Annotated in this window: 24 protein-coding genes; 16 read left to right on the forward strand and 8 right to left on the reverse strand. The window is 72.0% G+C overall.

Annotated elements, in window-relative coordinates; genetic code table 11:
- Positions 1–7 precede the first annotated feature (7 nt).
- A complete protein-coding gene (locus tag ACYP53_RS17335; RefSeq protein WP_459647901.1) occupies positions 8–1,336 on the reverse strand; it encodes a DUF2252 domain-containing protein in 1,329 nt (442 codons plus the stop codon).
- Positions 1,337–1,530: 194 nt separating this feature from the next.
- Between ACYP53_RS17335 and dnaE the strand changes: the two genes are divergently transcribed.
- Positions 1,531–5,064: a DNA polymerase III subunit alpha gene (gene dnaE, locus ACYP53_RS17340; protein WP_459647902.1), complete on the forward strand. Its 3,534-nt coding sequence runs from the start codon at positions 1,531–1,533 to the stop codon at positions 5,062–5,064.
- A gap of 66 nt (positions 5,065–5,130) precedes the next feature.
- Here the strand turns inward: dnaE and ACYP53_RS17345 are convergent, their stop codons facing one another.
- On the reverse strand, positions 5,131–6,018 hold the full coding sequence (locus tag ACYP53_RS17345) for a LysR family transcriptional regulator (RefSeq protein WP_189915029.1): 888 nt from the start codon (positions 6,016–6,018) through the stop codon (positions 5,131–5,133).
- A 97-nt stretch (positions 6,019–6,115) separates the two neighbouring features.
- Between ACYP53_RS17345 and ACYP53_RS17350 the strand changes: the two genes are divergently transcribed.
- From ACYP53_RS17350 to ACYP53_RS17375, 6 genes are all read left to right on the forward strand, one after another.
- The gene (locus tag ACYP53_RS17350) at positions 6,116–7,021 is read left to right on the forward strand and encodes a dihydrodipicolinate synthase family protein (protein WP_189915028.1); all 906 of its coding nucleotides are present in this window, start codon (positions 6,116–6,118) and stop codon (positions 7,019–7,021) included.
- Between the two features lie 113 nt (positions 7,022–7,134).
- A complete protein-coding gene (locus ACYP53_RS17355) occupies positions 7,135–8,163 on the forward strand; it encodes an aspartate-semialdehyde dehydrogenase (protein WP_189915027.1) in 1,029 nt (342 codons plus the stop codon).
- 408 nt (positions 8,164–8,571) lie between these two features.
- Complete coding sequence (locus ACYP53_RS17360; protein ID WP_189915026.1) at positions 8,572–9,915, forward strand: NYN domain-containing protein; 1,344 nt, start codon at positions 8,572–8,574, stop codon at positions 9,913–9,915.
- A gap of 91 nt (positions 9,916–10,006) precedes the next feature.
- The gene (locus ACYP53_RS17365) at positions 10,007–11,005 is read left to right on the forward strand and encodes an ABC transporter ATP-binding protein (RefSeq protein WP_189915025.1); all 999 of its coding nucleotides are present in this window, start codon (positions 10,007–10,009) and stop codon (positions 11,003–11,005) included.
- On the forward strand, positions 11,002–11,811 hold the full coding sequence (locus ACYP53_RS17370; protein ID WP_189915024.1) for an ABC transporter permease: 810 nt from the start codon (positions 11,002–11,004) through the stop codon (positions 11,809–11,811). Before ACYP53_RS17365 ends, ACYP53_RS17370 begins: the two co-directional genes overlap by 4 nt.
- Before the next feature lie 54 nt (positions 11,812–11,865).
- Positions 11,866–12,609 carry a hypothetical protein gene (locus ACYP53_RS17375; protein ID WP_459647903.1) on the forward strand — a complete coding sequence of 248 codons (744 nt, stop codon included), beginning with the start codon at positions 11,866–11,868 and terminating at the stop codon, positions 12,607–12,609.
- A 135-nt stretch (positions 12,610–12,744) separates the two neighbouring features.
- Here ACYP53_RS17375 and ybaK read toward each other — a convergent pair whose 3' ends face one another.
- From ybaK to ACYP53_RS17390, 3 genes are read right to left on the reverse strand one after another with little or no spacing between them, the layout of a single operon-like run.
- Positions 12,745–13,239, reverse strand: a complete 495-nt coding sequence (ybaK, locus tag ACYP53_RS17380) for a Cys-tRNA(Pro) deacylase (RefSeq protein ID WP_189915022.1) — start codon at positions 13,237–13,239, stop codon at positions 12,745–12,747.
- Between the two features lie 41 nt (positions 13,240–13,280).
- On the reverse strand, positions 13,281–14,009 hold the full coding sequence (locus ACYP53_RS17385; RefSeq protein ID WP_229928468.1) for an LON peptidase substrate-binding domain-containing protein: 729 nt from the start codon (positions 14,007–14,009) through the stop codon (positions 13,281–13,283).
- A 49-nt stretch (positions 14,010–14,058) separates the two neighbouring features.
- A complete protein-coding gene (locus ACYP53_RS17390) occupies positions 14,059–15,639 on the reverse strand; it encodes an oxidoreductase (protein ID WP_459647904.1) in 1,581 nt (526 codons plus the stop codon).
- Between the two features lie 91 nt (positions 15,640–15,730).
- Between ACYP53_RS17390 and hisD the strand changes: the two genes are divergently transcribed.
- The 8 genes from hisD (at position 15,731) to hisF (ending at position 21,547) form a co-directional block, all read left to right on the forward strand.
- Entirely contained in the window at positions 15,731–17,038 is a 1,308-nt protein-coding gene (gene hisD / locus ACYP53_RS17395; RefSeq protein ID WP_189915020.1) for a histidinol dehydrogenase, read from the forward strand.
- A gap of 5 nt (positions 17,039–17,043) precedes the next feature.
- Positions 17,044–18,144 carry a histidinol-phosphate transaminase gene (locus ACYP53_RS17400; RefSeq protein WP_189915405.1) on the forward strand — a complete coding sequence of 367 codons (1,101 nt, stop codon included), beginning with the start codon at positions 17,044–17,046 and terminating at the stop codon, positions 18,142–18,144.
- A 6-nt stretch (positions 18,145–18,150) separates the two neighbouring features.
- Positions 18,151–18,744, forward strand: a complete 594-nt coding sequence (gene hisB, locus ACYP53_RS17405; protein ID WP_189915019.1) for an imidazoleglycerol-phosphate dehydratase HisB — start codon at positions 18,151–18,153, stop codon at positions 18,742–18,744.
- Positions 18,741–18,893, forward strand: a complete 153-nt coding sequence (locus tag ACYP53_RS17410) for a hypothetical protein (RefSeq protein ID WP_229928467.1) — start codon at positions 18,741–18,743, stop codon at positions 18,891–18,893. Before hisB ends, ACYP53_RS17410 begins: the two co-directional genes overlap by 4 nt.
- A 71-nt stretch (positions 18,894–18,964) precedes the next feature.
- Positions 18,965–19,600, forward strand: a complete 636-nt coding sequence (gene hisH / locus ACYP53_RS17415; protein ID WP_189915017.1) for an imidazole glycerol phosphate synthase subunit HisH — start codon at positions 18,965–18,967, stop codon at positions 19,598–19,600.
- A gap of 17 nt (positions 19,601–19,617) precedes the next feature.
- Entirely contained in the window at positions 19,618–20,343 is a 726-nt protein-coding gene (gene priA, locus ACYP53_RS17420; protein WP_189915403.1) for a bifunctional 1-(5-phosphoribosyl)-5-((5-phosphoribosylamino)methylideneamino)imidazole-4-carboxamide isomerase/phosphoribosylanthranilate isomerase PriA, read from the forward strand.
- Entirely contained in the window at positions 20,340–20,780 is a 441-nt protein-coding gene (locus ACYP53_RS17425) for a RidA family protein (RefSeq protein ID WP_189915016.1), read from the forward strand. The genes priA and ACYP53_RS17425 overlap by 4 nt, the downstream gene beginning before the upstream one ends.
- Complete coding sequence (hisF, locus tag ACYP53_RS17430) at positions 20,777–21,547, forward strand: imidazole glycerol phosphate synthase subunit HisF (protein ID WP_189915015.1); 771 nt, start codon at positions 20,777–20,779, stop codon at positions 21,545–21,547. Before ACYP53_RS17425 ends, hisF begins: the two co-directional genes overlap by 4 nt.
- A gap of 81 nt (positions 21,548–21,628) precedes the next feature.
- Here hisF and ACYP53_RS17435 read toward each other — a convergent pair whose 3' ends face one another.
- The 3 genes from ACYP53_RS17435 to ACYP53_RS17445 form a co-directional block, all read right to left on the reverse strand.
- Positions 21,629–22,408, reverse strand: a complete 780-nt coding sequence (locus ACYP53_RS17435; RefSeq protein ID WP_459647905.1) for a VOC family protein — start codon at positions 22,406–22,408, stop codon at positions 21,629–21,631.
- A 219-nt stretch (positions 22,409–22,627) separates the two neighbouring features.
- Complete coding sequence (locus ACYP53_RS17440) at positions 22,628–23,437, reverse strand: protein kinase family protein (RefSeq protein WP_189915013.1); 810 nt, start codon at positions 23,435–23,437, stop codon at positions 22,628–22,630.
- Complete coding sequence (locus ACYP53_RS17445; RefSeq protein ID WP_459647906.1) at positions 23,434–24,045, reverse strand: ATP-binding protein; 612 nt, start codon at positions 24,043–24,045, stop codon at positions 23,434–23,436. The genes ACYP53_RS17440 and ACYP53_RS17445 overlap by 4 nt, the downstream gene beginning before the upstream one ends.
- A gap of 160 nt (positions 24,046–24,205) precedes the next feature.
- Here ACYP53_RS17445 and ACYP53_RS17450 point away from each other — a divergent pair, with 160 nt between their 5' ends.
- On the forward strand, positions 24,206–25,558 hold the full coding sequence (locus ACYP53_RS17450) for a tetratricopeptide repeat protein (RefSeq protein WP_189915011.1): 1,353 nt from the start codon (positions 24,206–24,208) through the stop codon (positions 25,556–25,558).
- The last annotated feature ends 14 nt before the right edge of the window (positions 25,559–25,572 follow it).

The raw sequence follows: 25,572 nt of genomic DNA on the forward strand, positions 1-25,572 counted from the left end.
GGAGGGTTCACAGCCCCGGGATGCGACCGTTCCGGTAGAGGTCCACGAACAGCTGGTGGTCGGCCCGGGCCTGGGCGCCGTACGCGTGGGCGAAGTCGACCAGCATCGCCGTGAAGCCCTTCGTGTCCCGGCTGATCGCCTGGTGGATCACGTGCTCCGTGGAGAACGGCACCAGGGTGTGCCCGCTGGAGGACTCGTCGGCGGCCGCGTGCATGGTCGCGGTCGCCCGGCCCAGGTACTCGGTCACCGCCAGCAGGTCGGACAGCTCGTTCAGGTCCGTCCAGTCCAGGTCGGTGGCGTACGGCGACACCTCCGCGACGAGCTGCCCCCGCCCGCGCAGCTCCGTGTACCCCAGCCACGGGTCGCTGTGCGACTGAAGCGCCCGCTGGGAGATCACCGTTCGGTGCCCCTCGTGCTCGAAGTGGCCGGCGATCGCGGGATCGGTGACGTGCCGGGCGACCGCCGGTGTCTGCCCCTGCTTCATGTAGATGATCACGTCGTTCTCCAGGGCGTCCGTATGCCCCTCCAGCAGCAGGTTGTACGAGGGCAGCCCCGCCGAGCCGATGCCGATGCCCCGCCGCCCGACCACGTCCTTGACCTTCAGCGACTCCGGTCGCGTCCGGGAGGACGGCGGCAGGGTGTCCAGGTACGCCTCGAACGCGGACAGCACCTCGGCCTTCGTCGGTTCGTCCAGCTCGATGGCGCCGCCGCCGAGGCGGAAGCGGCGGTCGTAGCCCTCGACGACGGTCTCCCCGTCGAGCAGCTCGACCCGGGTCTGCAGGCGCGCCTGCCGCAGGGTCTCCAGCACCGGCCCGCTCGCGGTCTCCAGCGTGTACGGCTCGGTGTCCGCGGCCTCCACGTGCGCCGCTATCCGACCCCGGTACGCCTCGGCGAACGCCGTGACCAACTGGGTGATCGTCTCGTCGGACAGTGCCTTGGCGTAGCCGATCAGCGCGAGCGAGGCGGCCAGGCGCTGGACGTCCCAGGTGAAGGCGCCGACGTAGGCCTCGTCGAAGTCGTTGACGTTGAAGACCAGCCGGCCCTCGGAGTTCAGGTAGGTGCCGAAGTTCTCGGCGTGCAGGTCGCCGTGGATCCACACCCGGCTGGTGCGCTCGTCGAGGAACGGCGCGCCGAAGCGCCCGTACTGCTCGCTGGTGAGGTCCGCGTAGTAGAGCGCGGCGGTGCCCCGGTAGAAGGCGAAGGCGGACGCGGCCATCTTGCGGAACTTCACCCGGAAGGCCGCCGGGTCCTGGGCGAGCAGGTCACCGAAGGCCGTTTCGAAGACCCCGAGGATCTCCTCGGCACGGTCGGGTGCGGCGGGCTGCGGGTGCGACATGAACGTTCCTTCGCATGCGGGGCTGGTGAGCGGAGACCGGAGGCTCCGGAGGCTAGAGTAGGAGCGTGAACGTGTGAGTGATGGTCCGGACCCCGTGAGGTGTTCGGACCACCTTCATTTCCAGGGGATTACTTCTGTGACCTGCGCGTTCGCCGGCCCACCAGCCCAGCACGAGAGCCTTCGGAGGCCCCGCCTTGAGCGATCAGCCGTTCGCGCATCTGCACGTCCACACCGAGTACTCGATGCTGGACGGTGCCGCCCGGCTGAAGCAGATGTTCAAGGAGGTCGAGCGCCTCGGGCAGACCCATGTGGCGATGACCGACCACGGCAACATGTACGGCGCCGCCGAGTTCCACAAGCAGGCCACCGCGGCCGGGATCACGCCCGTCATCGGCATCGAGGCGTACGTCGCCCCGGAGTCCCGCTCGAACACCAAGCGGATCCTGTGGGGCCAGCCGCACCAGAAGCGGGACGACGTCTCCGCGTCCGGCGCGTACACCCACAAGACCATCTGGGCCCGGAACAAGGAGGGCCTGCACAACCTCTTCAAGCTGACCTCGCGCTCCTACGCCGAGGGCTGGCTGGTGAAGTGGCCCCGGATGGACAAGGAGCTGATCGCGGAGCTGTCCGGCGGCCTGATGGCCACCACCGGCTGCCCGTCCGGTGAGGTCCAGACCCGGCTGCGCCTCGGCCAGTTCGACGAGGCCGTCAAGTCCGCCGCCGACTACCAGGACATCTTCGGCAAGGAGAACTACTTCCTGGAGCTGATGGACCACGGCCTCGACATCGAGAAGCGGGTCCGCGACGGGCTGCTGGAGATCAGCAGGAAGCTGAACATCCCGCCGGTCGTCACCAACGACTCGCACTACACCACCGAGGCCGACGCGGGCGCGCACGACCTCCTGCTCTGCGTCCAGACCGGCAAGAACCTCTCCGACCCGGACCGCTTCCGCTTCGACGGCACCGGCTACTACATCAAGTCCGCCGCCGAGATGTACGCGCTGGACTCCTCGGACGCCTGGCAGGAGGGCTGCCGCAACAGCCAGCTCCTGGTCGCCTCCCGCGTCGACACCGAGGGCATGTTCAAGTTCAAGAACCTCATGCCCCGCTTCCCCATCCCGGAGGGCTTCGAGTCCGAGGCGGACTTCTTCAAGTCCAAGGTCTGGGAGGGCATGGACTGGCGCTTCCCGAACGGGTACGACGAGGAGCACAAGAAGCTCGCCGAGTACGAGATGGACACCATCATCCAGATGGGGTTCCCGGCGTACTTCCTCGTGGTCGCCGACTTCATCATGTGGGCCAAGACCCAGGGCATCGCGGTGGGCCCGGGCCGTGGTTCGGCGGCCGGTTCGCTGGTCGCGTACGCGATGGGCATCACCGACCTCGACCCCATCCCGCACGGCCTGATCTTCGAGCGCTTCCTCAACCCCGAGCGCATCTCCATGCCCGATGTCGACATCGACTTCGACGAGCGCCGGCGCGGTGACGTGATCCGCTACGTGACGGAGAAGTGGGGGTCCGACAAGGTCGCCATGATCGTCACGTACGGCACCATCAAGGCGAAGGCCGCCATCAAGGACTCCTCGCGGGTCCTCGGCTACCCCTACGCGATGGGCGACCGGATCACCAAGGCGATGCCGCCGGACGTCATGGGCAAGGGCATCCCGCTCTCCGGCATCACGGACAACAGCCACCCGCGCTACGGCGAGGCCGGTGAGATCCGCGGGCTGTACGAGAGTGACCCGGACGTCAGGAAGGTCATCGACACCGCGCGCGGCATCGAGGGCCTGATCCGCCAGCCCGGTGTGCACGCGGCCGGCGTCATCATGTCCGCCGAGCCGCTGACCGACCACATCCCGGTCTGGACCCGGCACACCGACGGCGTCACCATCACGCAGTTCGACTACCCCACTTGTGAGGGCCTCGGCCTCCTCAAGATGGACTTCCTCGGCCTGCGCAACCTGACGATCATGGACGACGCCGTCAAGGCGATCGAGCGGAACAAGGGCGAGAAGATCGAGCTGCTCAAGCTGCCGCTCGACGACAAGCCGACCTACGAACTCCTCGCCCGCGGCGACACGCTGGGCGTCTTCCAGCTCGACGGCGGGCCGATGCGCTCGCTGCTGCGGCTGATGAAGCCCGACAACTTCGAAGACATCTCGGCTGTTCTGGCGCTGTACCGGCCGGGCCCGATGGGCGTCAACTCCCACACCAACTACGCCCTGCGCAAGAACGGCCAGCAGGAGATCACCCCGATCCACCCGGAGCTGGAGAAGCCCCTGGAGGAGGTGCTCCGGCCGACGTACGGCCTGATCGTCTACCAGGAGCAGGTGCAGAAGGCCGCGCAGATCCTCGCCGGGTACTCGCTCGGCCAGGCGGACCTGCTGCGCCGGGCGATGGGCAAGAAGAAGAAGGAGATCCTGGAGGCGGAGTTCGTCCCCTTCCAGAAGGGCTGCCGCGAGCGCGGCTACTCCGACGCGGCCATCCAGGCGGTGTGGGACGTCCTCGTCCCCTTCTCCGGCTACGCGTTCAACAAAGCGCACACCGCGGGCTACGGGCTGGTCTCGTACTGGACGGCCTACCTCAAGGCCAACTACCCGGCCGAGTACATGTCCGGCCTGCTCACGTCCGTCAAGGACGACAAGGACAAGTCGGCGGTCTACCTCAACGAGTGCCGCAAGATGGGCATCCAGGTGCTGCCGCCGGACGTCAACGAGTCGGACTCGGACTTCACCCCGCACGGTGACGACACCGTCCGCTTCGGCCTGACCGCCATCCGCAACGTCGGCGGGCCGGTCGTCGAGTCGATGATCCGGACCCGGAAGACCAAGGGGAAGTTCTCCTCCTTCCCCGACTTCCTGGACAAGGTGGAGTCGGTGGTCTGCAACAAGCGGACCGTCGAATCGCTGATCAAGGCCGGCGCCTTCGACTCGCTCGGGCACACCCGCAAGGGCCTCAGCGCGCAGTTCGAGCCGATGATCGACAACGTCGTCGACGTGAAGCGCAAGCAGGCGGTCGGGCAGTACGACCTCTTCGGCGGCGACATCGCCTCGGACGAGCCGAGCTTCGGGCTGGACGTCGTCTTCTCCGAGGAGGAGTGGGAGAAGTCCTTCCTGCTCGCCCAGGAGCGGGAGATGCTCGGCCTGTACGTCTCCTCGCACCCGCTGCACGGCATCGAGCACGTGCTCGCCGACAAGGCGGACTGCGCGGTCGCCGACCTCGCGGACCGGCCGGACGGGACGATCGTCACCATCGGCGGCATCATCTCGGGCCTCCAGCGGAAGATGACCAAGCAGGGCAACGCCTGGGCGATCGCCACCGTCGAGGACCTGGCGGGCTCCATCGACTGCATGTTCTTCCCGGCGAGCTACCAGCTGGTCTCCTCCCAACTCGTCGAGGACGCCGTGGTGTTCGTGCGCGGCAAGCTCGACAAGCGGGAGGACGTGCCCCGGCTGATGGGCATGGAGCTGTCCGCCCCGGACCTGTCGAACGCCCACGCCGAGGCGCCGATCGTCATCAACATCCCGACCGGGAAGGTCACCCCGCCGCTGGTCGCCCGGCTCAGCGAGGTGCTGACCCACCACAAGGGCACCACCGAGGTGCGGGTGCGGCTGGAGGGCCGCACCAAGACCACGGTGCTGCGGCTGGACCGGCACCGGGTGAAGTCGGACCCGGCGCTGTTCGGGGACCTGAAGCAGCTGCTCGGGCCGAGCTGTCTGGTGGTCTGAGCCGCCCGGCGGTCCGATCGAGGGCCTGAGCCCGGGGTGCCGCCGGCGCCCCGGGCTCTTCCGCGTTCAGGAGCCGCTGCCGAGACCGGGGGGCACCGCGGTGTGGAGCGCCGAGACGAAGGCCGAGATGGCCGGGTGGGACCCGGCGCCGGCCCGGAAGGCGGCGCGGGTGCGGCGGTACATGGGCAGGCGGGTGAGGACGACGCCGGGCGGGGGCTGGGCGGTGCCGAGGTGGGGGACGAGGGCCACGCCCTGGCCGGCGGCCACCAGGGCGAGGACGGTGGTGAAGTCGTCGATCTGGTGGCGGATCCTGGGGGCGAAGCCGGCCGACTCGCAGGCGCGGACGGCCATGGTGTGGCAGAGGGTGCCGGGCGGGGACATGATCCACGGGGCGCCGCGCTGTTCGGCGATGGTGCCGGCGGTGCGGCCGGCCAGGTACATGGGCTCGGTGAAGACCGGGCGGGTCGCCGCGAGGCCCGGTTCGGGGTCGGACGGGACGAGGTCGTACTCGTGCACCAGGGCCACGTCCAGCTCGCCCGCGCGCAGGGCGGCGCCGACGACCGCCGGGTCCACCTCGGTGACCATCGGCTCCAGCCCGGGGTGCCAGGCGGCGAGCTCGGCGAGCACCGCCGGGATGATCGCGCGGGCCGCCGAGGGGTAGGTGCCGATCCGCAGCGGACCGGCCAACCCCCGTCTGGCGTGCGCGAGTTCGGCGCCCGCCTGCTCCAGCAGGGCGAGCACCGACTCGGCGTGCCGGACCAGGTTGCGCCCGGCCGGGGTGAGGGTGACCCGGCGGCCGGTGCGCTCCAGCAGCGGGACGCCCGCCTCCTTCTCCAGGACGGACAGCTGCTGGGACACCGCGGACGGGCTGAAGGAGAGCGCCTCGGCGACGGCCGCGATGGTGCCGAGGTGGGCGAGTTCGCGCAGCAGGCGCAGGCGTCGGACGTCGAGCATCGGCTCAGCTTACGAGAGTGAGCATCGGCTCAGCTTACGAGAAGCGTCGGAAATGTGAACTGGACCTGCGGTGACGGTCGGCCGCAGGATCGTGCGCATGGAACTCAAGGGCCTGGAACTCAAGGGCATCTACGTCCCCCTCGTCACCCCTTTCGCCGCGGACGGCGGCGTCGCCCTGGACGCGCTGGAGAAGCTCGCGTACGAGCTGCTCGACGCCGGCGCGGCCGGGCTGGTGGCGCTCGGCACCACCGGTGAGCCGGCCGCGCTGACCGCCGGGGAGCGGGACGCGGTGGTGGACGTCGCCGCGGCCGCCTGCGCCGCGCGCGGCGCGCAGCTGATCGTCGGCGCGTCCGGCGGGGACACCCGGGCGACCGCCGAGTCCCTGGCCGCGCTCGGCGCGCGGGTGCCGGGGGCGGCGGCCGCGCTGGTCACCGTGCCGGCCTTCGTCCGGCCCGGCGAGGCGGGGACGGTTGCGCACTTCCGGGAGCTGGCCGCGAGCAGCCCGCTGCCGCTGGTCGTCTACCACATCCCGTACCGCACCGGGCAGCAGCTGTCGGCCGCGGCGCTGCGCGAGATCGCCGCGATCGAGGGCGTGGTGGGCGTCAAGTACGCGACCGGCGGGCTGGACCAGGCGGCCGCCGAACTGCTCGCGGACGCCCCCGACGGCTTCGCGTTCCTGACCGGGGAGGACGCCTTCCTCGCGCCGATGCTGGCGCTCGGCGCGGCCGGCGGGATCCTCGCCTCCGCCCACCTGGCCACCGCCCGGTTCGTGGAGCTGGCGCAGGCCTGGCGGGTCGGGGACGTCGAGTCGGCGCGGGCGCTCGGGCACCGGCTGACCGGGCTGGCGCTGGCGGCGTTCGCGGCGCCGAACCCGGCGGTCACCAAGGGCGTGCTGCACGCCCTGGGGCGGATCCCGACCCCGGACGTCCGGCTGCCGCTGCTGCCGGCCGGGCGGGCCGAGGTGGAGGCCGCCCTGGCGTTGGTGAGTGGTCTGGACCACTAGGGCCCGTCCGAGGCGCCTCTCACCCACTGAAATGGCAGGTCGCCCCACCCCCGTGACAAGGCATGATGGGCGGAGTGCGGCTGTAGACAGCACCATCCAGAGGAGTAGTCGGAATGAAGATCGGCATTGTCGGTGCCACCGGCCAGGTCGGCGGCGTGGTCCGCGAGATCCTGGCGGAGCGAAGCTTCCCGGTGGAGCAGCTGCGGCTGTTCGCCTCGGCCCGTTCGGCCGGGCGCACGCTGCCCTGGCAGGGCACCGAGGTCACCGTCGAGGACGCGGCCACGGCCGACTACACGGGCCTCGACATCGTGATCTTCTCGGCCGGCGGCTCCACCTCCAAGGCCCTGGCCCCCAAGGCGGCCGCGGCCGGTGCCGTCGTCATCGACAACTCCTCCGCCTGGCGCCGCGACCCCGAGGTCCCGCTGGTGGTCTCCGAGGTCAACCCCGAGGCCATCGCGGACCGCCCCAAGGGCATCATCGCCAACCCGAACTGCACCACCATGGCCGCCATGCCCGTGCTGCGCCCGCTGCACGAGGAGGCCGGGCTGGCCGCGCTGGTCGTCTCGACCTACCAGGCCGTCTCCGGCAGCGGTGTGGCCGGTGTCGCCGAGCTGCGGGACCAGGCCGCCAAGGTCATCGACGGTGCCGCCGCGCTCGCCCACGACGGCTCCGCGGTCGAGTTCCCCGAGCCCAAGGTCTACAAGCGCCCGATCGCCTTCAACGTGCTGCCGCTGGCCGGGTCCATCGTCGAGGACGGCTCCAACGAGACCGACGAGGAGCAGAAGCTCCGCCACGAGAGCCGCAAGATCCTCGGCATCCCGGAGCTGAAGGTCTCCGGCACCTGCGTGCGCGTCCCGGTGTTCTCCGGCCACTCGCTGCAGATCAACGCCCGCTTCGAGCGCCCGATCAGCCCCGAGCGCGCGGTGGAGCTGCTGGCCGGCGCCCCCGGCGTCGAGCTGTCCGACATCCCCACCCCGCTGCAGGCCGCGGGCCGGGACCCGAGCTTCGTCGGTCGCATCCGGGTGGACGAGACGGTGGAGAACGGCCTGTCGCTGTTCGTCTCCAACGACAACCTGCGCAAGGGCGCCGCCCTCAACGCCGTCCAGCTGGCCGAGCTGGTCGCCGCCGAACTCAAGGGCTGACCTCCGGGTCCGAGGGCTGACCTCAGGATTTCTCGGGCCGGCCCCCGAGCCCGGGGCCCGACCGCCGGGTTCAGCCGGGTTCGAGGGCCGGCCTCCGGGTTCAAGGGTTGAAGTCCGCCGGCCGCGTGCCGGGCTCCAGCGCACACAGGTCGAAACACCGCCGCGTGACCTCGGGCGGGCCCCGTCGTTGAACGGGGCCCGCCTTCGCGTTGTCCGGACTCGGTCGGGCGGCTGTTGCGGTACCGGGACATCCGGCAAGGTTCGGCAGGCGAACCCCGGGTAAAAGGTGACCCAACGATCGGGCGACGACGGGGGCCCCTCACCTCGGCACGCCCGGACGACGGGTGGACCGCCCACCCCGAACGACCGACCCGACTGATTCCGAGGGCGAGCGAAAAGAGGTGCGCGATGGACCGCTGTGTCGTCCTGGTGGACGCCGGATATCTGCTGGGCGCCGCCGCCAGCCTGCTCGCGGGGGATCCATCCCGGTCCAAGGTCACGGTGAACCACACGGCCCTGATCACCGCGCTGCGCGAGCGCGCCGAGGCGGAGACCGGGCTGCCGCTGCTGCGCATCTACTGGTTCGACGCCGCGCCCGACCGGCGCCCGATGCCCGAGCACCGGCGGCTGCGCGTCCTGCCCCGGGTCACCGTGCGGCTCGGGGCCCTGACCCGGGCCGAGGGCCGGTGGGTGCAGAAGGGCGTGGACGCCGCGATGCACGCCGAGCTCTCCGAACTCGCCCGCAACCGGGCCTGCGCCGACGTCGTACTGATCACCGGGGACGGTGACCTGCTGCCCGGCATGATGACCGCCAAGGAGCACGGCGTCGCCGTCCACCTGTGGGCCCTGCAGGCCGCCGACGGCGACTTCAACCAGTCCGAGGACCTGGTCGGCGAGGCGGACGAGCGGCGGGTGCTGGACCGCGAGTGGATCGAGGGCTCGTTCTCGCTGCGGGACACCGCCAACCTCTTCCCGGCGCCCGGGGCCCGGCAGGAGATCGCCAAGATCCTCGCCGCCCCGCCGGCCGCGCTGCCGAGCGTGGTGCCCGGTGTGGTCCCGAGCGTGGTGCCGGCCGGGGTGCCGCCGGTGGTCAGGCCGGCCGCCGCCGCGGCAGCCGGCGTCGCCCCCGCCTCCGCCGCCAACGGCCGGTCACAGCCGGCGGCGACCGCGCTCAAGGTCGTCCCCACGCCGAAGGACCTGGCCGGGCGGGCCCCCTCCGCCACCCCGATCGCCCCGGTGGCGAACGGGCACGGGGCGCACGGGTCCGCCGCCCACGCGAACGGGACGAACGGGCACGGGACGAACGGCCACGGCGCCGCCGCCCAGGCCGGGCCGGTCCTGCGGTGGTCCTCCGACCGTGGCTGGGTCGACCGGCCCGCCCCGGAGCCCGCCGTCACCGCCGGGGACAGCCTGCCCACGCTCGCCCAGCTCACCACCTCCGAACAGCGCTGGGCCGACCGCGAGGAGGACATCACCTCCATCGGCGGCGACGCCCACGAGGTCGGCCAGGTCTTCGCCCGCCGCTGGACCGAGCGGATCGGCGACTCCGAGCGGCTCACCGTGCTCTGGCCCGACTACCCGCGCATCCCGCACCGGGTGGACGGCGAGCTGCTCCGCTACGCCGCCCGCTTCGGGCTGCTCGCGCACAAGGACGACCAGATCGACGAGCACGACCGCTACGCCATCCGGGCCGGGTTCTGGAAGGAACTGGCGGTACGGGTGCCGGGCGGGTCGATGGTCGTCGACGACTGAGCCGTGAGCGGGCGGCCGGGGGGCCCAGGTGACCGCCGGGCGACCGACCCGTTGTCCGGTTCGCCCGTATGAGCGCGTAGAGTCTTCGGTCGTGAGTGAGACGGCCGGGCGAGCACCCGACGAAACCCCGCCGTGCGTCGTCGTGCGCGACCTGACCAGGACGTATCGCAGCGGGCGCGGCGCGGCCGCCACCGAGATCCGCGCCAACGACGGGATCAGCCTCACCGTCCGGCGGGGCGAGGTCTTCGGGCTGCTCGGCCCGAACGGCGCCGGCAAGTCGACGCTGGTGCGCCAGCTCACCGGGCTGCTGCGCCCCGACTCGGGAACCGTCGAACTGCTCGGCCACGACATCGTGCGGCACCCCGAGCGGGCCGCCCGGCTGCTCGGGTACCTCGGGCAGGAATCCACCGCGCTGGACGAGCTGACCGTCGCGCTCGCCGCCGAGACCACCGGACGGCTGCGCGGGCTCGGCCGGGCACAGGCCCGGAGCACCGCCGCGGACGTCCTGGAGGAGCTCGGGCTGACGGCCATCGCGCACCGGCCGCTCGCCAAGCTGTCCGGCGGCCAGCGGCGGCTCGCCTGCTTCGCGGCCACCCTGGTGGGGGACCGGCCGCTGCTCGTCCTGGACGAGCCGACCACCGGTATGGACCCCGTCGCCCGGCGGGCCGTGTGGCGCGCCGTCGACCGGCGGCGGGCCGAGCACGGGACGACCGTGCTGCTGGTCACCCACAACGTGATCGAGGCGGAGACCGTGCTCGACCGGGTCGCCGTGGTCGACGACGGCCGGGTGATCGCCTGCGACACGCCCGGCGGGCTGAAGGCGCTGGTGGACGGCGACGTCCGGCTCGACCTGGTCTGGCGCGACGAGGCGCCGGTCGGCGTGCCCGCCGTCGCCGCGCTGCGCGAGCGGGCCGAGTGCACCGGGCGCCGCTGGACCGTCCGCACCACCCCCGAGCAGGCCCGCGAGCTGGTCGCCGCCGTCACCACCGGCCCGGCCTTCGCCGCCCTCGACGACTTCACCCTCGCCACCCCCAGCCTTGAGGACGCCTACCTCAAGCTGGGCGGCCGCCACGGAGGACTGGCCAAGTGACCCTGCTCTCGGCGCCGCCGCGCACCGACCGGCCGACCGGCGGGCCCGCCCCGCTCGCCCCCGCGGCCCGGCTGCTGCCCTCGCTGGCCGCCGTGTACCGGGCCCAGCTCGCCCGGGCGAGGGTGGCGCGGATCCCGCTGCTGTTCGTCGCCACCTTCCAGTCGCTCGGCATCCTGGTGATGATGCGGGGCGTCGTGGAGGCCGGACAGTCCTCGGCGGCGCGGTCGGTGGTGGCCGGGTCCAGCGTGCTGGTGGTGGCCTTCGTCGCGCTGAACCTGCTCGCCCAGTACTTCGGCAAGCTGCGGGCCACCGGTGGCCTCGACCACTACGCGACGCTGCCGGTGCCGGCCGCCTCGGTGGTGCTGGGGGCGGCCGCCGCGTACGCCTCCTTCACGCTGCCCGGGACGGTCGTCACGGCGGCCGTCGGGGCGGTCATGTTCGGACTGCCGCTCGGGCAGCTGTGGGTCCTGCTGGCGGTCGTGCCGTTGGCCGGGGCCGCGCTGGCCGGGCTGGGGGCGGCCTGCGGGCTGCTGGCCCCGCGGCAGGAGATCGCGACGATGCTGGGGCAGCTCGGCATGTCCGCCGCCCTGCTGCTCGGCGTGCTGCCCGTCGACCACCTGCCGCAGCCCGTGCTGTGGCTGCGGGACCTGCTGCCCTCCACGTACGGGGTCGAGGCCTTCGCGCGGACGTTCGCGCCGGACCCGGACTGGGCGATGGTGCTCGCGGACCTCGGGGTGTGCGCCGGGGTGGGCGTGCTGTCACTGGGCGTGGCCACCTGGGCGTACCGGAGGGCGGTCGCGAGGTGAGGGCCGCCCGGGTGGTGGGGCCGTTCCGGAGGGCGTCGTGAAACGATGGGGCCTGTGACCGTACCGAACACACCTCCGGATCCCGCGCACACCGATGTGCGGGCGGCTTCGGCCGACGCCGTGTCCGACGCCGTGCCCGACCCGTACGCGCCGCCGCCGGAGACCGCGCCCGTCGCCGCCGACCCGGCCGGGGCGGCGGGGGAGACGCCGGTGCAGCGGCTGCTGCCGGAGCTGCGGCTCGGCGCCGGGGTCGTCCTGGCCTGCCTGGTCGCCGGACTGGTGATGGCCGCGCTCTGGGCGTGGCTGGCGCCGAAGGTGCCGCTGGTCGTGGACGGGGACCGGATCCTCTACGTCGACCCCGAGGGCGAGCAGCGGGCCGGGGCCGACGCGGTGTTCGTGCTCATCGGCCTGGGCGCCGGGATCCTGACCGCGCTCGGGGCCTTCCTGGTCACCCGGCGGCGCGGCGGCGGCATCGCGGTCGCGCTGGGGCTCACGGTCGGCGGCCTGCTCGGCTCGATGGGCGCCTGGCGGATCGGCCGGTGGCTCGGCCCGGGCAACGACCTGATCGGCGAGGCCCGGCGGGTCGGCAACGGCGGGCACTTCGACGCGGGCATCGACCTGGGGGCGATGGGGGCGCTGCTGGTCTGGCCGATGGCGGCGATGGTGGTGCTGCTCGCGCTGTCGGCGGCGGTCGGGAAGCGGGAGGAGGACCCGCCGCCGTACTGGGGGGCTCCGGTCGCTCCGCCGACGGCTCCGGCTGCTCCGGTGAGCCCGGCGGCGCCGGAGGACCGGGTCTGAGTTTCGGTGGCAGGGCGGAGGGTCGGCGGTCCGGGGACGGGCCGGGCCCCCGCCCTGCGGCGTTCCCGGGTGCCGCTTCCGTCAGCGGGCTCAGGGGGCTCAGCGGGCGCAGTGGCTTCGGCGGGCTGAGCGGGCTCAGCGGGCGATCGGGGCGGTGCGGGCGTCGGTGAGGGCGATCAGGTCGGCGGGGGCGAGTTCCACTTCGAGGCCCCGGCGCCCGGCCGACACGTAGACGGTGGGGTGGGTGAGCGCGCTGGCGTCGACGACGGTGCGCAGGGGCCGGCGCTGGCCCAGCGGGGAGATGCCGCCGAGCACGTAGCCGCTGCTGCGTTCGGCCGCGGCCGGGTCGGCCATGGCGGCGCGCTTGCCGCCGACCGCGGCGGCGAGGGCCTTGAGGTCGAGCTGGCCGGCGACCGGGACGACGCCGACGGTGAGGGTGCCGTCCACGTCGGCCACCAGGGTCTTGAAGACGCGCTCGGCGGGCACGCCGAGGACCTCGGCCGCCTCGCCGCCGTACGAGGCGGCGGCCGGGTCGTGGTCGTAGGCGTGCACGGTGAAGGCGACGGCGGCGGTTTCCAGGGCGACGGTGGCCGGTGTGCCCTGGCCGCCCTTCCTGCTCTTCTTGGCCATACGGGGGTCCTGGGGGTCTTGGGGGTCCTTGGTGTCCTGGGTCAGTTGGGGCTGAAGGACTGGCGGGTGAGGTCGACGGCGGGCAGCGAGGGCAGCCAGCTGAGGACGGCGGTCTCGCGGCGCAGCAGGTCGAGTTCGGCGCGCAGCCGCTGGGCGGTGTCCGGGCAGGCGAGCAGCCGCTGTTTGACCGGGGTCTCGAACACCGAGGCGGCCGCGACCAGGTAGGAGAGCACCTGCGGGTCGTCGGGGAGGTCCTGGCGGCCGACGGTGCTGGCCTCGCGGGCGCCGGCGAGGCGCTTCTGGTAGACCCGGAACGCCCGCTCGACTTCGGCGGCCAGGACGCCGGAGCCTTCGCCGGGGCGTTCCTCGATCGTCTCGATCTCGCCGGTCAGGTACGGACCGGAGGCGTCCACCGCGCGCAGGGCGAACCGGGTGGTGCCGGTGACCAGGAGCTCGTAGCGGCCGTCCGGCTGCTGCTCGACGGAGGCGACGTCGGCGACGCAGCCGACGGGGAAGATCGCCTCCAGCGGGTCCCCGGTGACGGTGCCGAGGCCGTCGAGCGGCCCGGCGGGGCCGTCCTCGGCCCGGACCGGGGCGACCTCGCGGCCGTCCTTGATCGCGAGCACGCCGAAGCGCCGGGGGGCGTCCTCGGACTGTTCGAGCAGGTCGGCGACGAGACGGCGGTAGCGCTCCTCGAAGACGTTCAGGGGCAGCACCAGGCCCGGGTAGAGCACGGTGTTCAGCGGGAAGAGCGGCAGCCGTTCTGTCACGGCGGACAGCGTAGTTCCCCGGACGGGCGCCTTGTCGCGCGGTCGACCATCAGCCGCGCTGGAGCATCCGTGTGGCCCCGGCGACGACGGTCGAGGCGAGCAGCCAGCCGATGATCACCAGCGAGGCGGAGATCCACTGGCTGAGGCCGCCCGGGTTCCAGCCGCCCTGGTTGAGGTCCACGATCGGCAGCAGCTGGTTGAGGGTGTAGAGCACCGGGCTCCAGTGCGGGCGCTCGTCGGCCTTGAGCGGCTCCAGCGGGTGGGTGGCGAACCAGACGCTGCCGAGCACCCAGGCGAGCAGCAGCCACAGGCCCGCCCGGCCCGGGCGGTAGCCGTAGCCGACGGTGGCGTCCTGGACGGCGCCCCAGACCCGGGCGGGCAGCGGCAGGGTCGCGCGGCGCCGGCGCTGCTTGGCGTACAGCACCTCGCGGGCGTCGTCGTCGGCGCCGTCGCGGCGCAGGGCGGCGGCCAGCTGCTCGTACGACTCGGGCTGGAAGTCGACGGAGGAGCCCTCCAGCCAGGCGATCCGGTCCTGGAGCGGGAAGGCCCTCATCGGGCGCAGGTTCTCGTACACGAAGCCGGTGAGGCCCAGGTGCTTGCCGAGCGGCCAGGCGTCGGGCGCGTCGACCAGGTTGCCGACCCGGGCCCGGGAGAGCGAGACGGTGCCGGTGGGGCGGAACTTGCAGGTGAAGCGCAGCTCGGGGGTGTGGATGCGGCGCAGCGAGAGTTCGTCGTCACCCTCCAGGTGGAATTCCCCGGAGATCAGGCAGGCGCCGTCGAAGCGGCTGTCGGACAGCCGCACCCGGCCGAAGGCGCGGAACGGGGTGACGGGGCCGTCCGGCGGCGGGTGCTCGCCGTAGCCGGACCCGTAGTAGCCGCGGGAGCCGACCCAGCCGCGGTCGGCGGAGCCGGTCAGGTAGAGGGTGTGGCCGACGGTGATCCGGACGGCGTTGAGGCAGGTGCGGTTGTGCTCCCGGTCGGCGTGCAGCTGGGCGCCGCGGAGCGAGAGCCGGCCGCCTATCCGGGCCGTGCGTACGCTCAACTCGCCCGCGGTCTCCAGGCGTTCGGCCTCGAAGTCCTGGTTGACGGTGATCCCGTCGGCGGAGACGGCGCGGCCGTGGCGGTCGGCGCCGACGACGGTCTGGTTGAGCAGCAGGTCGGTGCCGATCCTGGCGTCGGTGAGCCGGATGCCGTCGGGGACGCGGCAGCGGGCGAGGTGGAGGTCGCCGGTGGTGGAGAGCCGGGAGGCCTCCAGGCGGGGGACCAGGCAGTTCACGAAGCGCAGCGTGGAGGCGGCCGCCTCGGAGATGAGGATCTTGCGCTCGAAGCGGCAGTCGTGCAGCTCGACGTAGTCGCCGATGGCGGCACCGGCCAGGTTGAGCGCGCCGGTGACCAGCACGCCGCTGACCCGCAGCGAGGCGACCCGCCCGGGCTCGGGCTCCGGGCCGACCAGCAGGAGGTGGGCCAGCACCTCGGCCCGGACGGTCCGCCGGGGCTCCCAGACGGCGTCGCCGAAGGGGTCGTCGGTGTCGGCCTCGCCGCTGCGCAGGTCAAGGATCTCCCCCTGGCGGTAGGCCTCCCAGAGCTCCCGCTCGGTGTCGCTCCAGCCTTCCGGAGCACGCTCCGCCATCGTTTCCCCCGTCCCCCCGGTCGTCTCGCCTTTCGTATCACGGACTGAAATGCGGGACCAGCGATTCCGGCCACTCCTTACACTGGGTGGCGTGATCTCTCGAATCGACCTCCGCGGCTCGCTCGACGACCCGCGTGACCTGCTGCCCCGTGCCGACTTCGACGTCGCGGCCGCCCTGGAGAAGGTGCGGCCGATCGCCGAGGACGTACGCCATCGCGGGGTCGCGGCGCTGATCGAGATCACCGAACGCTTCGACGGCGTCCGCCTGGAGTCCACCCGGGTGCCGGCCGAGCAGCTCACCGAGGCCCTGGAGACGCTCGACCCGAAGGTGCGCGCCGCGCTGGAGGAGTCGATCCGCCGGGCCCGCACCGTGCACGCGGACCAGCGCCGCACCGGGCACACCACCCAGGTGGTGCCGGGCGGCACCGTCACCCAGCGCTGGGTGCCGGTCGAGCGGGTCGGCCTGTACGTGCCGGGCGGGCTGGCGGTCTACCCGTCCTCCGTGGTGATGAACGTGGTGCCGGCCCAGGAGGCGGGCGTCCGGGGCATCGCGGTCAGCTCGCCCCCGCAGAAGGAGTTCGGGGGCCGGGTCCACCCGACGATCCTGGCGGCCTGCGCACTGCTCGGCGTGGACGAGGTGTACTCCGTCGGCGGCGGCCAGGCGGTGGCGATGTTCGCGCTGGGCACCGAGGAGTGCGCGCCGGTGAACATGGTCACCGGCCCCGGCAACATCTACGTGGCGGCCGCCAAGCGGCTGTTCGCCGGCCGGGTCGGCATCGACTCCGAGGCCGGTCCGACCGAGATCGCCGTCCTCGCCGACGACACCGCGCTGCCCTCCGACGTCGCCGCCGACCTGATCAGCCAGGCCGAGCACGGTCCGACCTCCGGCTCGGTGCTGGTCACCGACTCCCCGGCGCTGGCCGACGCGGTCGAGGCCGAACTGGCCGTCCAGGTCGCCCGGACCAAGCACAGCGAGCGGGTCGCCGAGGCGCTGGGCGGCAAGCAGTCCGGCATCATCCTGGTCGACGACCTCACCCAGGGCCTCGCCGTGGTCAACGCGTACGCGGCCGAGCACCTGGAGATCCAGACCCGCGACCCGCACGCGGTGGCGGCCCGCGTCGTCAACGCCGGCGCGGTCTTCATCGGTCGCTGGACCCCGGTCTCGCTGGGCGACTACGCGGCCGGCTCCAACCACGTGCTGCCCACCGGCGGCTGCGCCTGCCACTCCTCCGGGCTCTCCGTGCAGACCTTCCTGCGCGGCGTCCAGGTCGTCGAGTACGACCGGGAGGCGCTGGCCGACATCGCCGCGCACGTCGTCAACCTGGCGAACGCCGAGGACCTGCCCGGTCACGGTGACGCCGTCAAGGCTCGGTTCGATTGGACGGTTCCCGGCTCGTGACCGCTGTGACTCGCATCGACGACCTGCCCATCCGGGACGAGCTGCGCGGCCAGTCCCCGTACGGCGCGCCCCAGCTGGACGTGCCCGTCCAGCTCAACACCAACGAGAACCCGTACCCGCTGCCCGAGGAGCTGGTGGCCCGGATCGCCGAGCGCGTCGCCGAGGCCGCCCGGGGGCTGAACCGCTACCCCGACCGGGACGCGGTCGAACTGCGCGAGGGCCTCGCCGCGTACCTGACCCGCACCACCGGCTTCCCGGTCGTACGCGAGCAGGTGTGGGCCGCCAACGGCTCCAACGAGGTGCTCCAGCAGCTGCTGCAGACCTTCGGCGGCCCCGGCCGCAGCGCGCTCGGCTTCGAGCCCTCGTACTCGATGCACGCGCTGATCTCCCGGGGCACCGGCACCGCCTGGATCTCCGGCCCGCGCAACGACGACTTCACCATCGACGTCGACGCCGCGGTCGCCGAGATCGCCGAGCACCGGCCCAACGTGGTCTTCGTCTGCTCGCCGAACAACCCGACCGGCACCGCCGTCGCGGCCGACACCGTGCTGCGGCTGTACGAGGCCGCGCAGGCCGCCCGGCCCAGCCTGGTGGTCGTCGACGAGGCGTACGTCGAGTTCTCGCACCGCGACTCGCTGCTGCCGCTGATCGAGGGCCGCCCCAACCTGGTGGTCACCCGCACCATGTCCAAGGCCTTCGGCGCCGCCGGACTGCGCCTGGGCTACCTGGCCGCCGACCGGGCGGTGGTGGACGCCGTCCAGCTGGTCCGCCTGCCGTACCACCTGTCCGCCGTCACCCAGGCCACCGCGCTGGCCTGCCTGGAGCACACGGACACCCTGCTCGGCTACGTCGGCCGGCTCAAGGAGGAACGCGACCGGCTGGTCGACGCACTGCGGGCGATGGGACTGGAGGTGACCGACTCGGACGCCAACTTCGTCCAGTTCGGCCGCTTCGCCGACACCCACGCCGTCTGGCGGGCCATCCTCGACCAGGGCGTCCTGGTCCGCGACAACGGCGTGCCCGGATGGCTGCGCGTCACCGCCGGCACCCCCACCGAGAACGACGCCTTCCTGGACGCCGTCCGCACAGTGATCAAGGAGCTGTAACCCCCCATGTCCCGCATCGGACGCGTCGAGCGCACCACCAAGGAGACCTCCGTCCTGGTCGAGATAGACCTCGACGGCACCGGCAAGACCGACATCTCCACCGGCGTCGGGTTCTACGACCACATGCTCGACCAGCTCGGCCGGCACGGTCTGTTCGACCTCACCGTCAAGACCGACGGCGACCTGCACATCGACACCCACCACACCATCGAGGACACCGCCCTCGCGCTCGGCGCCGCCTTCAAGCAGGCGCTCGGCGACAAGGTCGGCATCTACCGCTTCGGCAACTGCACGGTGCCGCTGGACGAGTCGCTCGCCCAGGTCACTGTGGACCTCTCCGGCCGGCCCTACCTGGTGCACACCGAGCCCGAGGGCATGGCGCCGATGATCGGCGCCTACGACACCACGATGACCCGGCACATCCTGGAGTCCTTCGTGGCCCAGGCGCAGATCGCGCTGCACGTCCACGTGCCGTACGGGCGCAACGCGCACCACATCGTGGAGTGCCAGTTCAAGGCGCTGGCCCGGGCGCTGCGCTACGCCGCCGAGCGCGACCCGCGTGCGGCCGGCATCCTCCCCTCGACCAAGGGTGCGCTGTGAACAACACCGCGATGATCCTCATCTTCGTCGGCCTCTTCCTGGCCGGCGGGGTGATCTCCTTCTGGAAGCAGAAGCACTCCAAGAGCGTCATCCTGGTGCTGGCCTTCGGTTCCGTGATGTGCCTGGCCTCCGGCCTCCTGCGCCTGTAGACCCGCCTGGCCGGTAGACCGCCCGGCCCCGTAGACCCGCCTGGCCCTGTAGAGAGACTGGACACCTGAACATGGGCAAGAACGTCGTCGTCCTCGACTACGGCTCCGGCAACCTCCGCTCCGCGCAGCGCGCCCTGGAACGGACCGGGGCGAACGTCACGGTCAGCTCCGACTACGACACCGCGATGGCCGCGGACGGCCTGCTCGTCCCCGGCGTCGGCGCCTTCGAGGCCTGCATGCGCGGGCTGAAGTCGGTCCGCGGGGACTGGATCATCGGCCGCCGGCTCGCCGGGGGCCGCCCCGTCATGGGCATCTGCGTCGGCATGCAGATCCTCTTCGAGAAGGGGGTCGAGCACGGCGTGGAGACCCCCGGCTGCGACGAGTGGCCGGGCGTCGTCGAACCGCTGGAGGCCCCGGTCGTCCCGCACATGGGCTGGAACACCGTGGACGTGCCCGAGGGCAGCCGGATGTTCGCCGGCCTCGACCCGGAGACCCGCTTCTACTTCGTGCACTCCTACGGCGTGCGGCACTGGGAGCTGGAGACCCACAGCGCCCGGATCAACCCGCCGCTGGTCACCTGGGCCACGCACGGGCAGCCGTTCGTCGCCGCCATCGAGAACGGCCCGCTGTGGGCCACCCAGTTCCACCCCGAGAAGTCCGGCGACGCCGGCGCCGCCCTGCTGACCAACTGGGTCAACACCCTCTGACTGTCTGAGAGCTGGATCTGATGAGCCTTGAACTGCTGCCCGCCGTCGACGTCCGCGACGGTCAGGCCGTCCGCCTGGTCAAGGGCGCCTCCGGCACCGAGACCTCCTTCGGCGAACCGCTGGCCGCCGCCCTCGCCTGGCAGAACGCCGGCGCCGAGTGGCTGCACCTGGTCGACCTGGACGCTGCCTTCGGAACGGGCAGCAACTACGAGCTGCTGCGCGAGGTCACCGGCCAGCTGGACATCAAGGTCGAGCTGTCCGGCGGAATCCGCGACGACGAGTCGCTCGCCCGCGCGCTGGCCACCGGCTGCACCCGGGTCAACCTCGGCACCGCCGCCCTGGAGGCCCCCGAGTGGGTCGCCAAGGCCATCGCCGAGCACGGCGACAAGATCGCCGTCGGCCTGGACGTGGTCGGCACCACCCTGCGCGGCCGCGGCTGGACCCGCGACGGCGGCCAGCTCTTCGACGTGCTGGAGCGCCTGAACCAGGAAGGCTGCGCCCGCTACGTCGTCACCGACGTCAACCGCGACGGCACCCTGACCGGCCCCAACCTGCAGCTGCTGCGCGACGTCTGCGCCGCCACCGACCGCCCGGTCGTCGCCTCCGGCGGCGTCTCCTCGCTGGACGACCTGCGCGCCATCGCCACGCTCGTCGGCGAGGGTGTCGAGGGCGCCATCGTGGGCAAGGCACTCTACGAGCAGAAGTTCACCCTCGAAGAGGCCCTGGAGGCGGTTTCAGGATGACGGATGGTCGGATCGTGCGTGGCCGGATCAGTGGATTCTCCCCCTGGGAGGACGAGTTCGGCTACTCCCGGGCCGTCGCCGCGGGCGACCACGTGCACGTGGCCGGCTCCACCGCCTGGGTGGACGGCCGGATCGAGCACGAGGGCGACCCGTACCGGCAGACCCTCGCCGCGTTCGGCGTCGGGCTCAAGGCCCTGGCCGCGTACGGTCTGACGGCGGACGACGTGGTCCGCACCCGGATGTACATCACCCACGTCCGCGACGCCGAGGAGGTGGGCCGCGCCCACCACGAACTCTTCGACGCCGCACGCCCGGTGGCCACCATGGTGGTGGTCGAGGGACTGATCGACTCCCGGATGATGGTCGAGGTCGAGCTCGACGCCTACCGCTCCGGGCTGGCAAAGACCCTGGAAGCCCCGGAAGGCAAACAGCCGTGACCCTCGCCGTACGTGTCATCCCCTGCCTGGACGTCGACGCCGGGCGGGTGGTCAAGGGCGTCAACTTCCAGAACCTGCGCGACGCCGGCGACCCGGTCGAGATGGCCAAGCTCTACGACGCCGAGGGCGCCGACGAGCTCACCTTCCTCGACATCACCGCCTCCTCCGGCGACCGGGAGACCACCTACGACGTGGTCCGCCGCACCGCCGAGCAGGTCTTCATCCCGCTCACCGTCGGCGGCGGCATCCGCGCCGTCGAGGACGTCGACAAGCTGCTGCGGGCCGGTGCCGACAAGGTCGGCGTCAACACCGCCGCCATCGCCCGGCCGGAGCTGGTCCGGGAGATCGCCCGGCGGTTCGGCCGGCAGGTGCTGGTGCTCTCGGTCGACGCCCGGCGCTGCCCCGACGGCGTCGAGACCGAGTCCGGCTTCGAGGTCACCACGCACGGCGGCCGCCAGGGCACCGGCCTGGACGCCGTCGAATGGGCGGGCCGCGCGGCCGAGCTGGGCGCCGGCGAGATCCTGCTCAACTCGATGGACGCGGACGGCACCAAGGACGGCTACGACCTGGACATGATCCGGGCCGTGCGCAAGGCCGTCTCGGTGCCGGTGATCGCCTCCGGCGGGGCCGGCAAGCTCGCCGACTTCGCCCCGGCCGTCGAGGCGGGCGCCGACGCGGTGCTGGCCGCCAGCGTCTTCCACTTCGGGGACCTGCGGATCGGCCAGGTCAAGGACGCGCTGCGGGAGGCCGGCCACCCGGTGCGGTGACCCGCGTTCGTGCGGGTGGGCCCGCGGTTCCTCGAACCGCGGGCCCCTCGCGTATCCGGCGATCCCGCTCGGTAATCCCGCTCAGGACTCGCGCGGCTCGCCCTTGATCAGGGCGAACGGGGCGCCGTTCGGGTCCGCCAGCCAGGCCAGCCGGCCGACGTTCTCCACGTCCGAGGCCGGCATCAGCACCGAACCGCCGGCCGCCGTGGCCTTGGCGATCACCGCGTCCACGTCGGCGGCGGCGAAGTACGGCGTCCAGGCCGAGGGCTGCTCCGGGGACATCGTCGGGGCGATACCGCCGAAGCTGGTCTCCTGCTGGTCGCCCTCGGCGGTGGAGACCACCCGGTAGCTCATGCCCGGGGACGGCTCGAAGGTCTCCACCCGCCAGGAGAACAGCCGCCGGTAGAACTCGAAGGCGCCGTCCTGGTCCGAGGTGTGCAGCTCGGACCAGACCAGCGCGTCGTCCTCGGAGACGACGTCCAGCCCCTTGGTGTCGCCCGCCTCCCACACGGCGAACTCGGCGCCCTGCGGATCGGTGAGCGCGGCGAACCGGCCCGCCCGCATGACGTCTATCGGCGGCACCCGGACGGTCGCACCGGCCTTCTCCGCGGCGTTCACGGTGGCGTCCACGTCCGCGCAGCGGAAGTACGTCGTCCAGGCGGACCGGGCGCCCTCGTCCAGGTTGCCGAGGGCGCCGACGGTCCTGCCGTTCAGCTGGAAGAAGCCGTAGCCGCCGGCCTCGGGAACCTCCTGGAAGGTCCAGCCGAAGACCTTGCCGTAGAACTCGGCGGTCGCGGGGATGTCCGGGCTGCCGAGGTCGACCCAGCAGGGGGAGCCGGTGGGGAAGTCGGTGGTGAGCATGGAGTGGTGCCCCTTCGACGCAGAGTGACCGGGTTGGGCCGGAACAGTTCCGTCGGACGCGCGCACGCCCCCGCCCCGGCCACCTGCGAGTCTGCACCCGGGCACTGACATCCGCAGCCGGGACACGACTGACCTGGGTGTTCGGTGCGTCAGGGACGGACGGGTTCGTGCGTCGGAAGCGGGGAACGAACGACTGCACGGCGGCTCGGTTCGGCGGCGTCACCGACGTTTCCGGAAGAGGGCCCAGCGCTGAGCCGCTTGAGCCAGGCCGGCGGTCCACGGGTCCGGGCTCTCTCCGGCGATGTCGGCCCACAAGCGGGCCTGCGCCTGCGCGAAGGCGTCCACCACGGCCGGATCGCCGGTCTCCCAGGCCGGAACTTCGGCAGCCCAGGCCTCTGCGGCAGCCGGGCCGTGGCCACCCGCGGCGATCAGCCAGATGACCCACAGGGCCGGGTCGATCCAGGGCGCTCCACGGGTGGCCCATGCCCAATCGATCAGCAGGGCGCGGTCGTCTTGGACCAGCACGTTCTCGTTGTTCAGGTCGGTGTGCAGCAGGGAACCGCCGGCGAATCGCGACAGCACCCCTGGGTCGTCCACGTAGGCGGCCCAGCGCTGCTCGGCGCGACGGAGTTCGACCGGCGGGCACGGGGTGCGACCGAGCCGGCCGAGGGCGTCGACCATCAGCTTCAAGTCCCCGGTTGCCCGATAGTCGGCGTGGCGGGCCTCGACGTACTCGAACGCGACGAGGCTCCAGCCGTCCACCTCCAGGTGCCACAACAGCGGGGGTGCGAGGCCCTTCACGTACCGGTTGATCTCCGCCTCACGTTGCTGCGTCCACACACGTGGGTGGCTCAACCGCATCCCTTTGACGAAGACGGTGCCCTTGTCCGTGGTGAGCTTGGCGGCGATCTCGGAGTTGAATCCGGCGGAGACGGTCTCCGAGGTGAGGACCGGCGAGCGGAGGTGGGCGTGGACGGCCTGGTGTACCGCGTCAGGCAGGTCCGCCCAGTCGAAGCGGGTGGTGGTCACGTGCCCAGGCCCACGTACCCGTGCTGCTCGCGGTCATGGATCCCCCAGCACTCCAGCGAGACGAAGTGGGGGCTGCGGACGTCGATCAGGCGGATCTCGTACCGAGGCGCCATGGTGGGAGTGGTCACCGCGCGACCTTCCAAGGCGCGAAGACGGGTAGTGGAGGCGAGTTCGGCGAGCCTCGCGTCCCCCGGGACGATCAGGTCGGGCACGGTCTCGAACCACACCACCTTGCCCTCGTCCGCGGGGTGCCAGCCCCATGCGTGCGACAGCGCCTCGACCAGGAGGAGACCGCGGCCGCCGGTAGCCAGGTCGTCGACAGCGCTCCGCTCCAGCAGGCGCGGACTCGAATCCTCGACCTCGACCCGGAGCCTTCCGCCGACCCACTGGACCGTGACCCGGCAGCGGTCTCCGGTGTGCTCAACAGCGTTGGCGATCACCTCGGCGGCACACAGTTCGACCTCCCGCAGCGACTTCTCGGAGAGGAGTCCGCGCAAGGACCGGGCCGCGTGCACCACCCACCGCCGAGCGGATCGCACCGCGGCTGTCGTCGGTTGCACCTCCCGGGTCTTCGACATCGGGAGCACAGCGCACTCGTCGGTGTTCATCAGTTCTCCAGCACGGGGGCGTTGATCGATGAGGCGGTGAGAGCTCAGCACCTCTGGAAGCTCGAATTCAGTGAACCGACCCAACGGCACGATCGGTAGGCGTTCCAGCACGTAGAGTGGTTTACGCGGTTTACAGCTCCTCCACCTCAGGGGATCGATCGTGGCCACACGCAGGGAGCCCAATCACCGCCTCAGAGAGGCGATTTCAGCCGGCAGATGGACCTACGAGGCGTTAGCCGGTGCCGTACGGCGCATCGGTGCGGAGAACGGTGACACGCTGCTCACCAACAAGTCCGCCGTCGCCCACTGGGTCAACGGCGCGCAGCCGGCAGGGCAGGTCGGTCAGTACATCGCCGAGGCGCTGTCCCGCCGCCTCGGGTGGCGGATCACCTTGGCCGAAATCGGTTTCGCCACCCCGGAAGAGGCCTTGGCGGTGAGTGGTGATCCGGTCGAGGCTGCCGCCGATCTCGGCCGCGCGGATGTCGAGCGTCGAAGCTTTCTGGCCGTGGCCGCATTCACCACCGCCGGTGTGGCCATGCCGTTGCTCTACGACCCCGAGCCGATCTCGCGTCTGATGCGGGCTCGGACCGGCAAGGCTCGTGTCGGTGCTGAGGAGGTCGAGGTCGTTCGACAGATCACTGCCGTGTTCAGCGAGGCAGACGAGCGACTCGGCGGCGGGCACGGGCTGACCACCGTGAGCGCCTACCTGGCTGACACAGCGGCCCCGATGCTCAACGGCCGCTTCCCTGACGAAAACACGCGGTGCCGAGCCTTCGGTGCCGTGGCCGAACTTGCCTACCTCGCCGGGTGGAAGCACCACGATCTCGGCCAGGAGGGCGCGGCTCAGCACTACTACCAGGTCGGTTACCAGCTCGCCGTGGAGGCGGATCCCCATGGTCACGCCGGATGGATGATGCGCGCCCTCGCCCACCAGGCGCTCAGCCTCAAGCAGCCCCACCACTGTGTGGCATTGATCGAGAACGCGTTGGCCCGAAGCGTCGGTCGTGTGGACGGAAAGACCGAAGCGCTCCTCCATATCACCCACGCCCGTGCTTTCGCCGCCGTCCGGGACAAGCCCGCTGCGGCCAGAGCGCTCCTCGCCGCCGAGAACGCCCTTACCCGTGACGGCGATTCGCAGGCCGGCTTCTCGCTCGTCAGCGGGCCGGTGGCCGGCACCGTCGCCAGTCACACGGCCCGTACTCTCACTGACCTCGGAGACCATGCGGGAACCGAGCAGCAGCACCGTGCCGCGCTGATTCGTTGGGACGCCACGAAGTACAAGCGCGTGCATGCCCTCACCTACGCGGACCTCGGGGACAGCTTGGCCGCGCAAGCCCGAGCGGACGAGGCAGTCGCAACATGGGGACGCGCGCTTGACCTCATGGCCGGCATGACCTCGGATCGGACGAGAAAAGCGGTCTCCTCGATCCGTCCTTGCTTGGCGATCTACCGTAGACGCGGTGTCCCAGGAGCCGTCGACTTGGAGCGCCGCGCACGCGAGGCACTGACATGACAGCCGCACCACAG

The organism is Kitasatospora sp. Ki12, assembly GCF_054601375.1.

What these genes read in the sequence shown, in the direction of transcription:
- ACYP53_RS17445 (WP_459647906.1), bottom strand. Translation starts at nt 24,045, where the DNA reads ATGAACACCGACGAGTGCGCTGTGCTCCCGATGTCGAAGACCCGGGAG.
- ybaK (WP_189915022.1), bottom strand. Translation starts at nt 13,239, where the DNA reads ATGGCCAAGAAGAGCAGGAAGGGCGGCCAGGGCACACCGGCCACCGTC.
- ACYP53_RS17345 (WP_189915029.1), bottom strand. Translation starts at nt 6,018, where the DNA reads ATGCTCGACGTCCGACGCCTGCGCCTGCTGCGCGAACTCGCCCACCTC.
- ACYP53_RS17350 (WP_189915028.1), top strand. Translation starts at nt 6,116, where the DNA reads ATGGAACTCAAGGGCCTGGAACTCAAGGGCATCTACGTCCCCCTCGTC.
- ACYP53_RS17335 (WP_459647901.1), bottom strand. Translation starts at nt 1,336, where the DNA reads ATGTCGCACCCGCAGCCCGCCGCACCCGACCGTGCCGAGGAGATCCTC.
- ACYP53_RS17435 (WP_459647905.1), bottom strand. Translation starts at nt 22,408, where the DNA reads ATGCTCACCACCGACTTCCCCACCGGCTCCCCCTGCTGGGTCGACCTC.
- ACYP53_RS17360 (WP_189915026.1), top strand. Translation starts at nt 8,572, where the DNA reads ATGGACCGCTGTGTCGTCCTGGTGGACGCCGGATATCTGCTGGGCGCC.
- ACYP53_RS17425 (WP_189915016.1), top strand. Translation starts at nt 20,340, where the DNA reads ATGACGGATGGTCGGATCGTGCGTGGCCGGATCAGTGGATTCTCCCCC.
- hisH (WP_189915017.1), top strand. Translation starts at nt 18,965, where the DNA reads ATGGGCAAGAACGTCGTCGTCCTCGACTACGGCTCCGGCAACCTCCGC.
- ACYP53_RS17355 (WP_189915027.1), top strand. Translation starts at nt 7,135, where the DNA reads ATGAAGATCGGCATTGTCGGTGCCACCGGCCAGGTCGGCGGCGTGGTC.
- hisB (WP_189915019.1), top strand. Translation starts at nt 18,151, where the DNA reads ATGTCCCGCATCGGACGCGTCGAGCGCACCACCAAGGAGACCTCCGTC.
- ACYP53_RS17390 (WP_459647904.1), bottom strand. Translation starts at nt 15,639, where the DNA reads ATGGCGGAGCGTGCTCCGGAAGGCTGGAGCGACACCGAGCGGGAGCTC.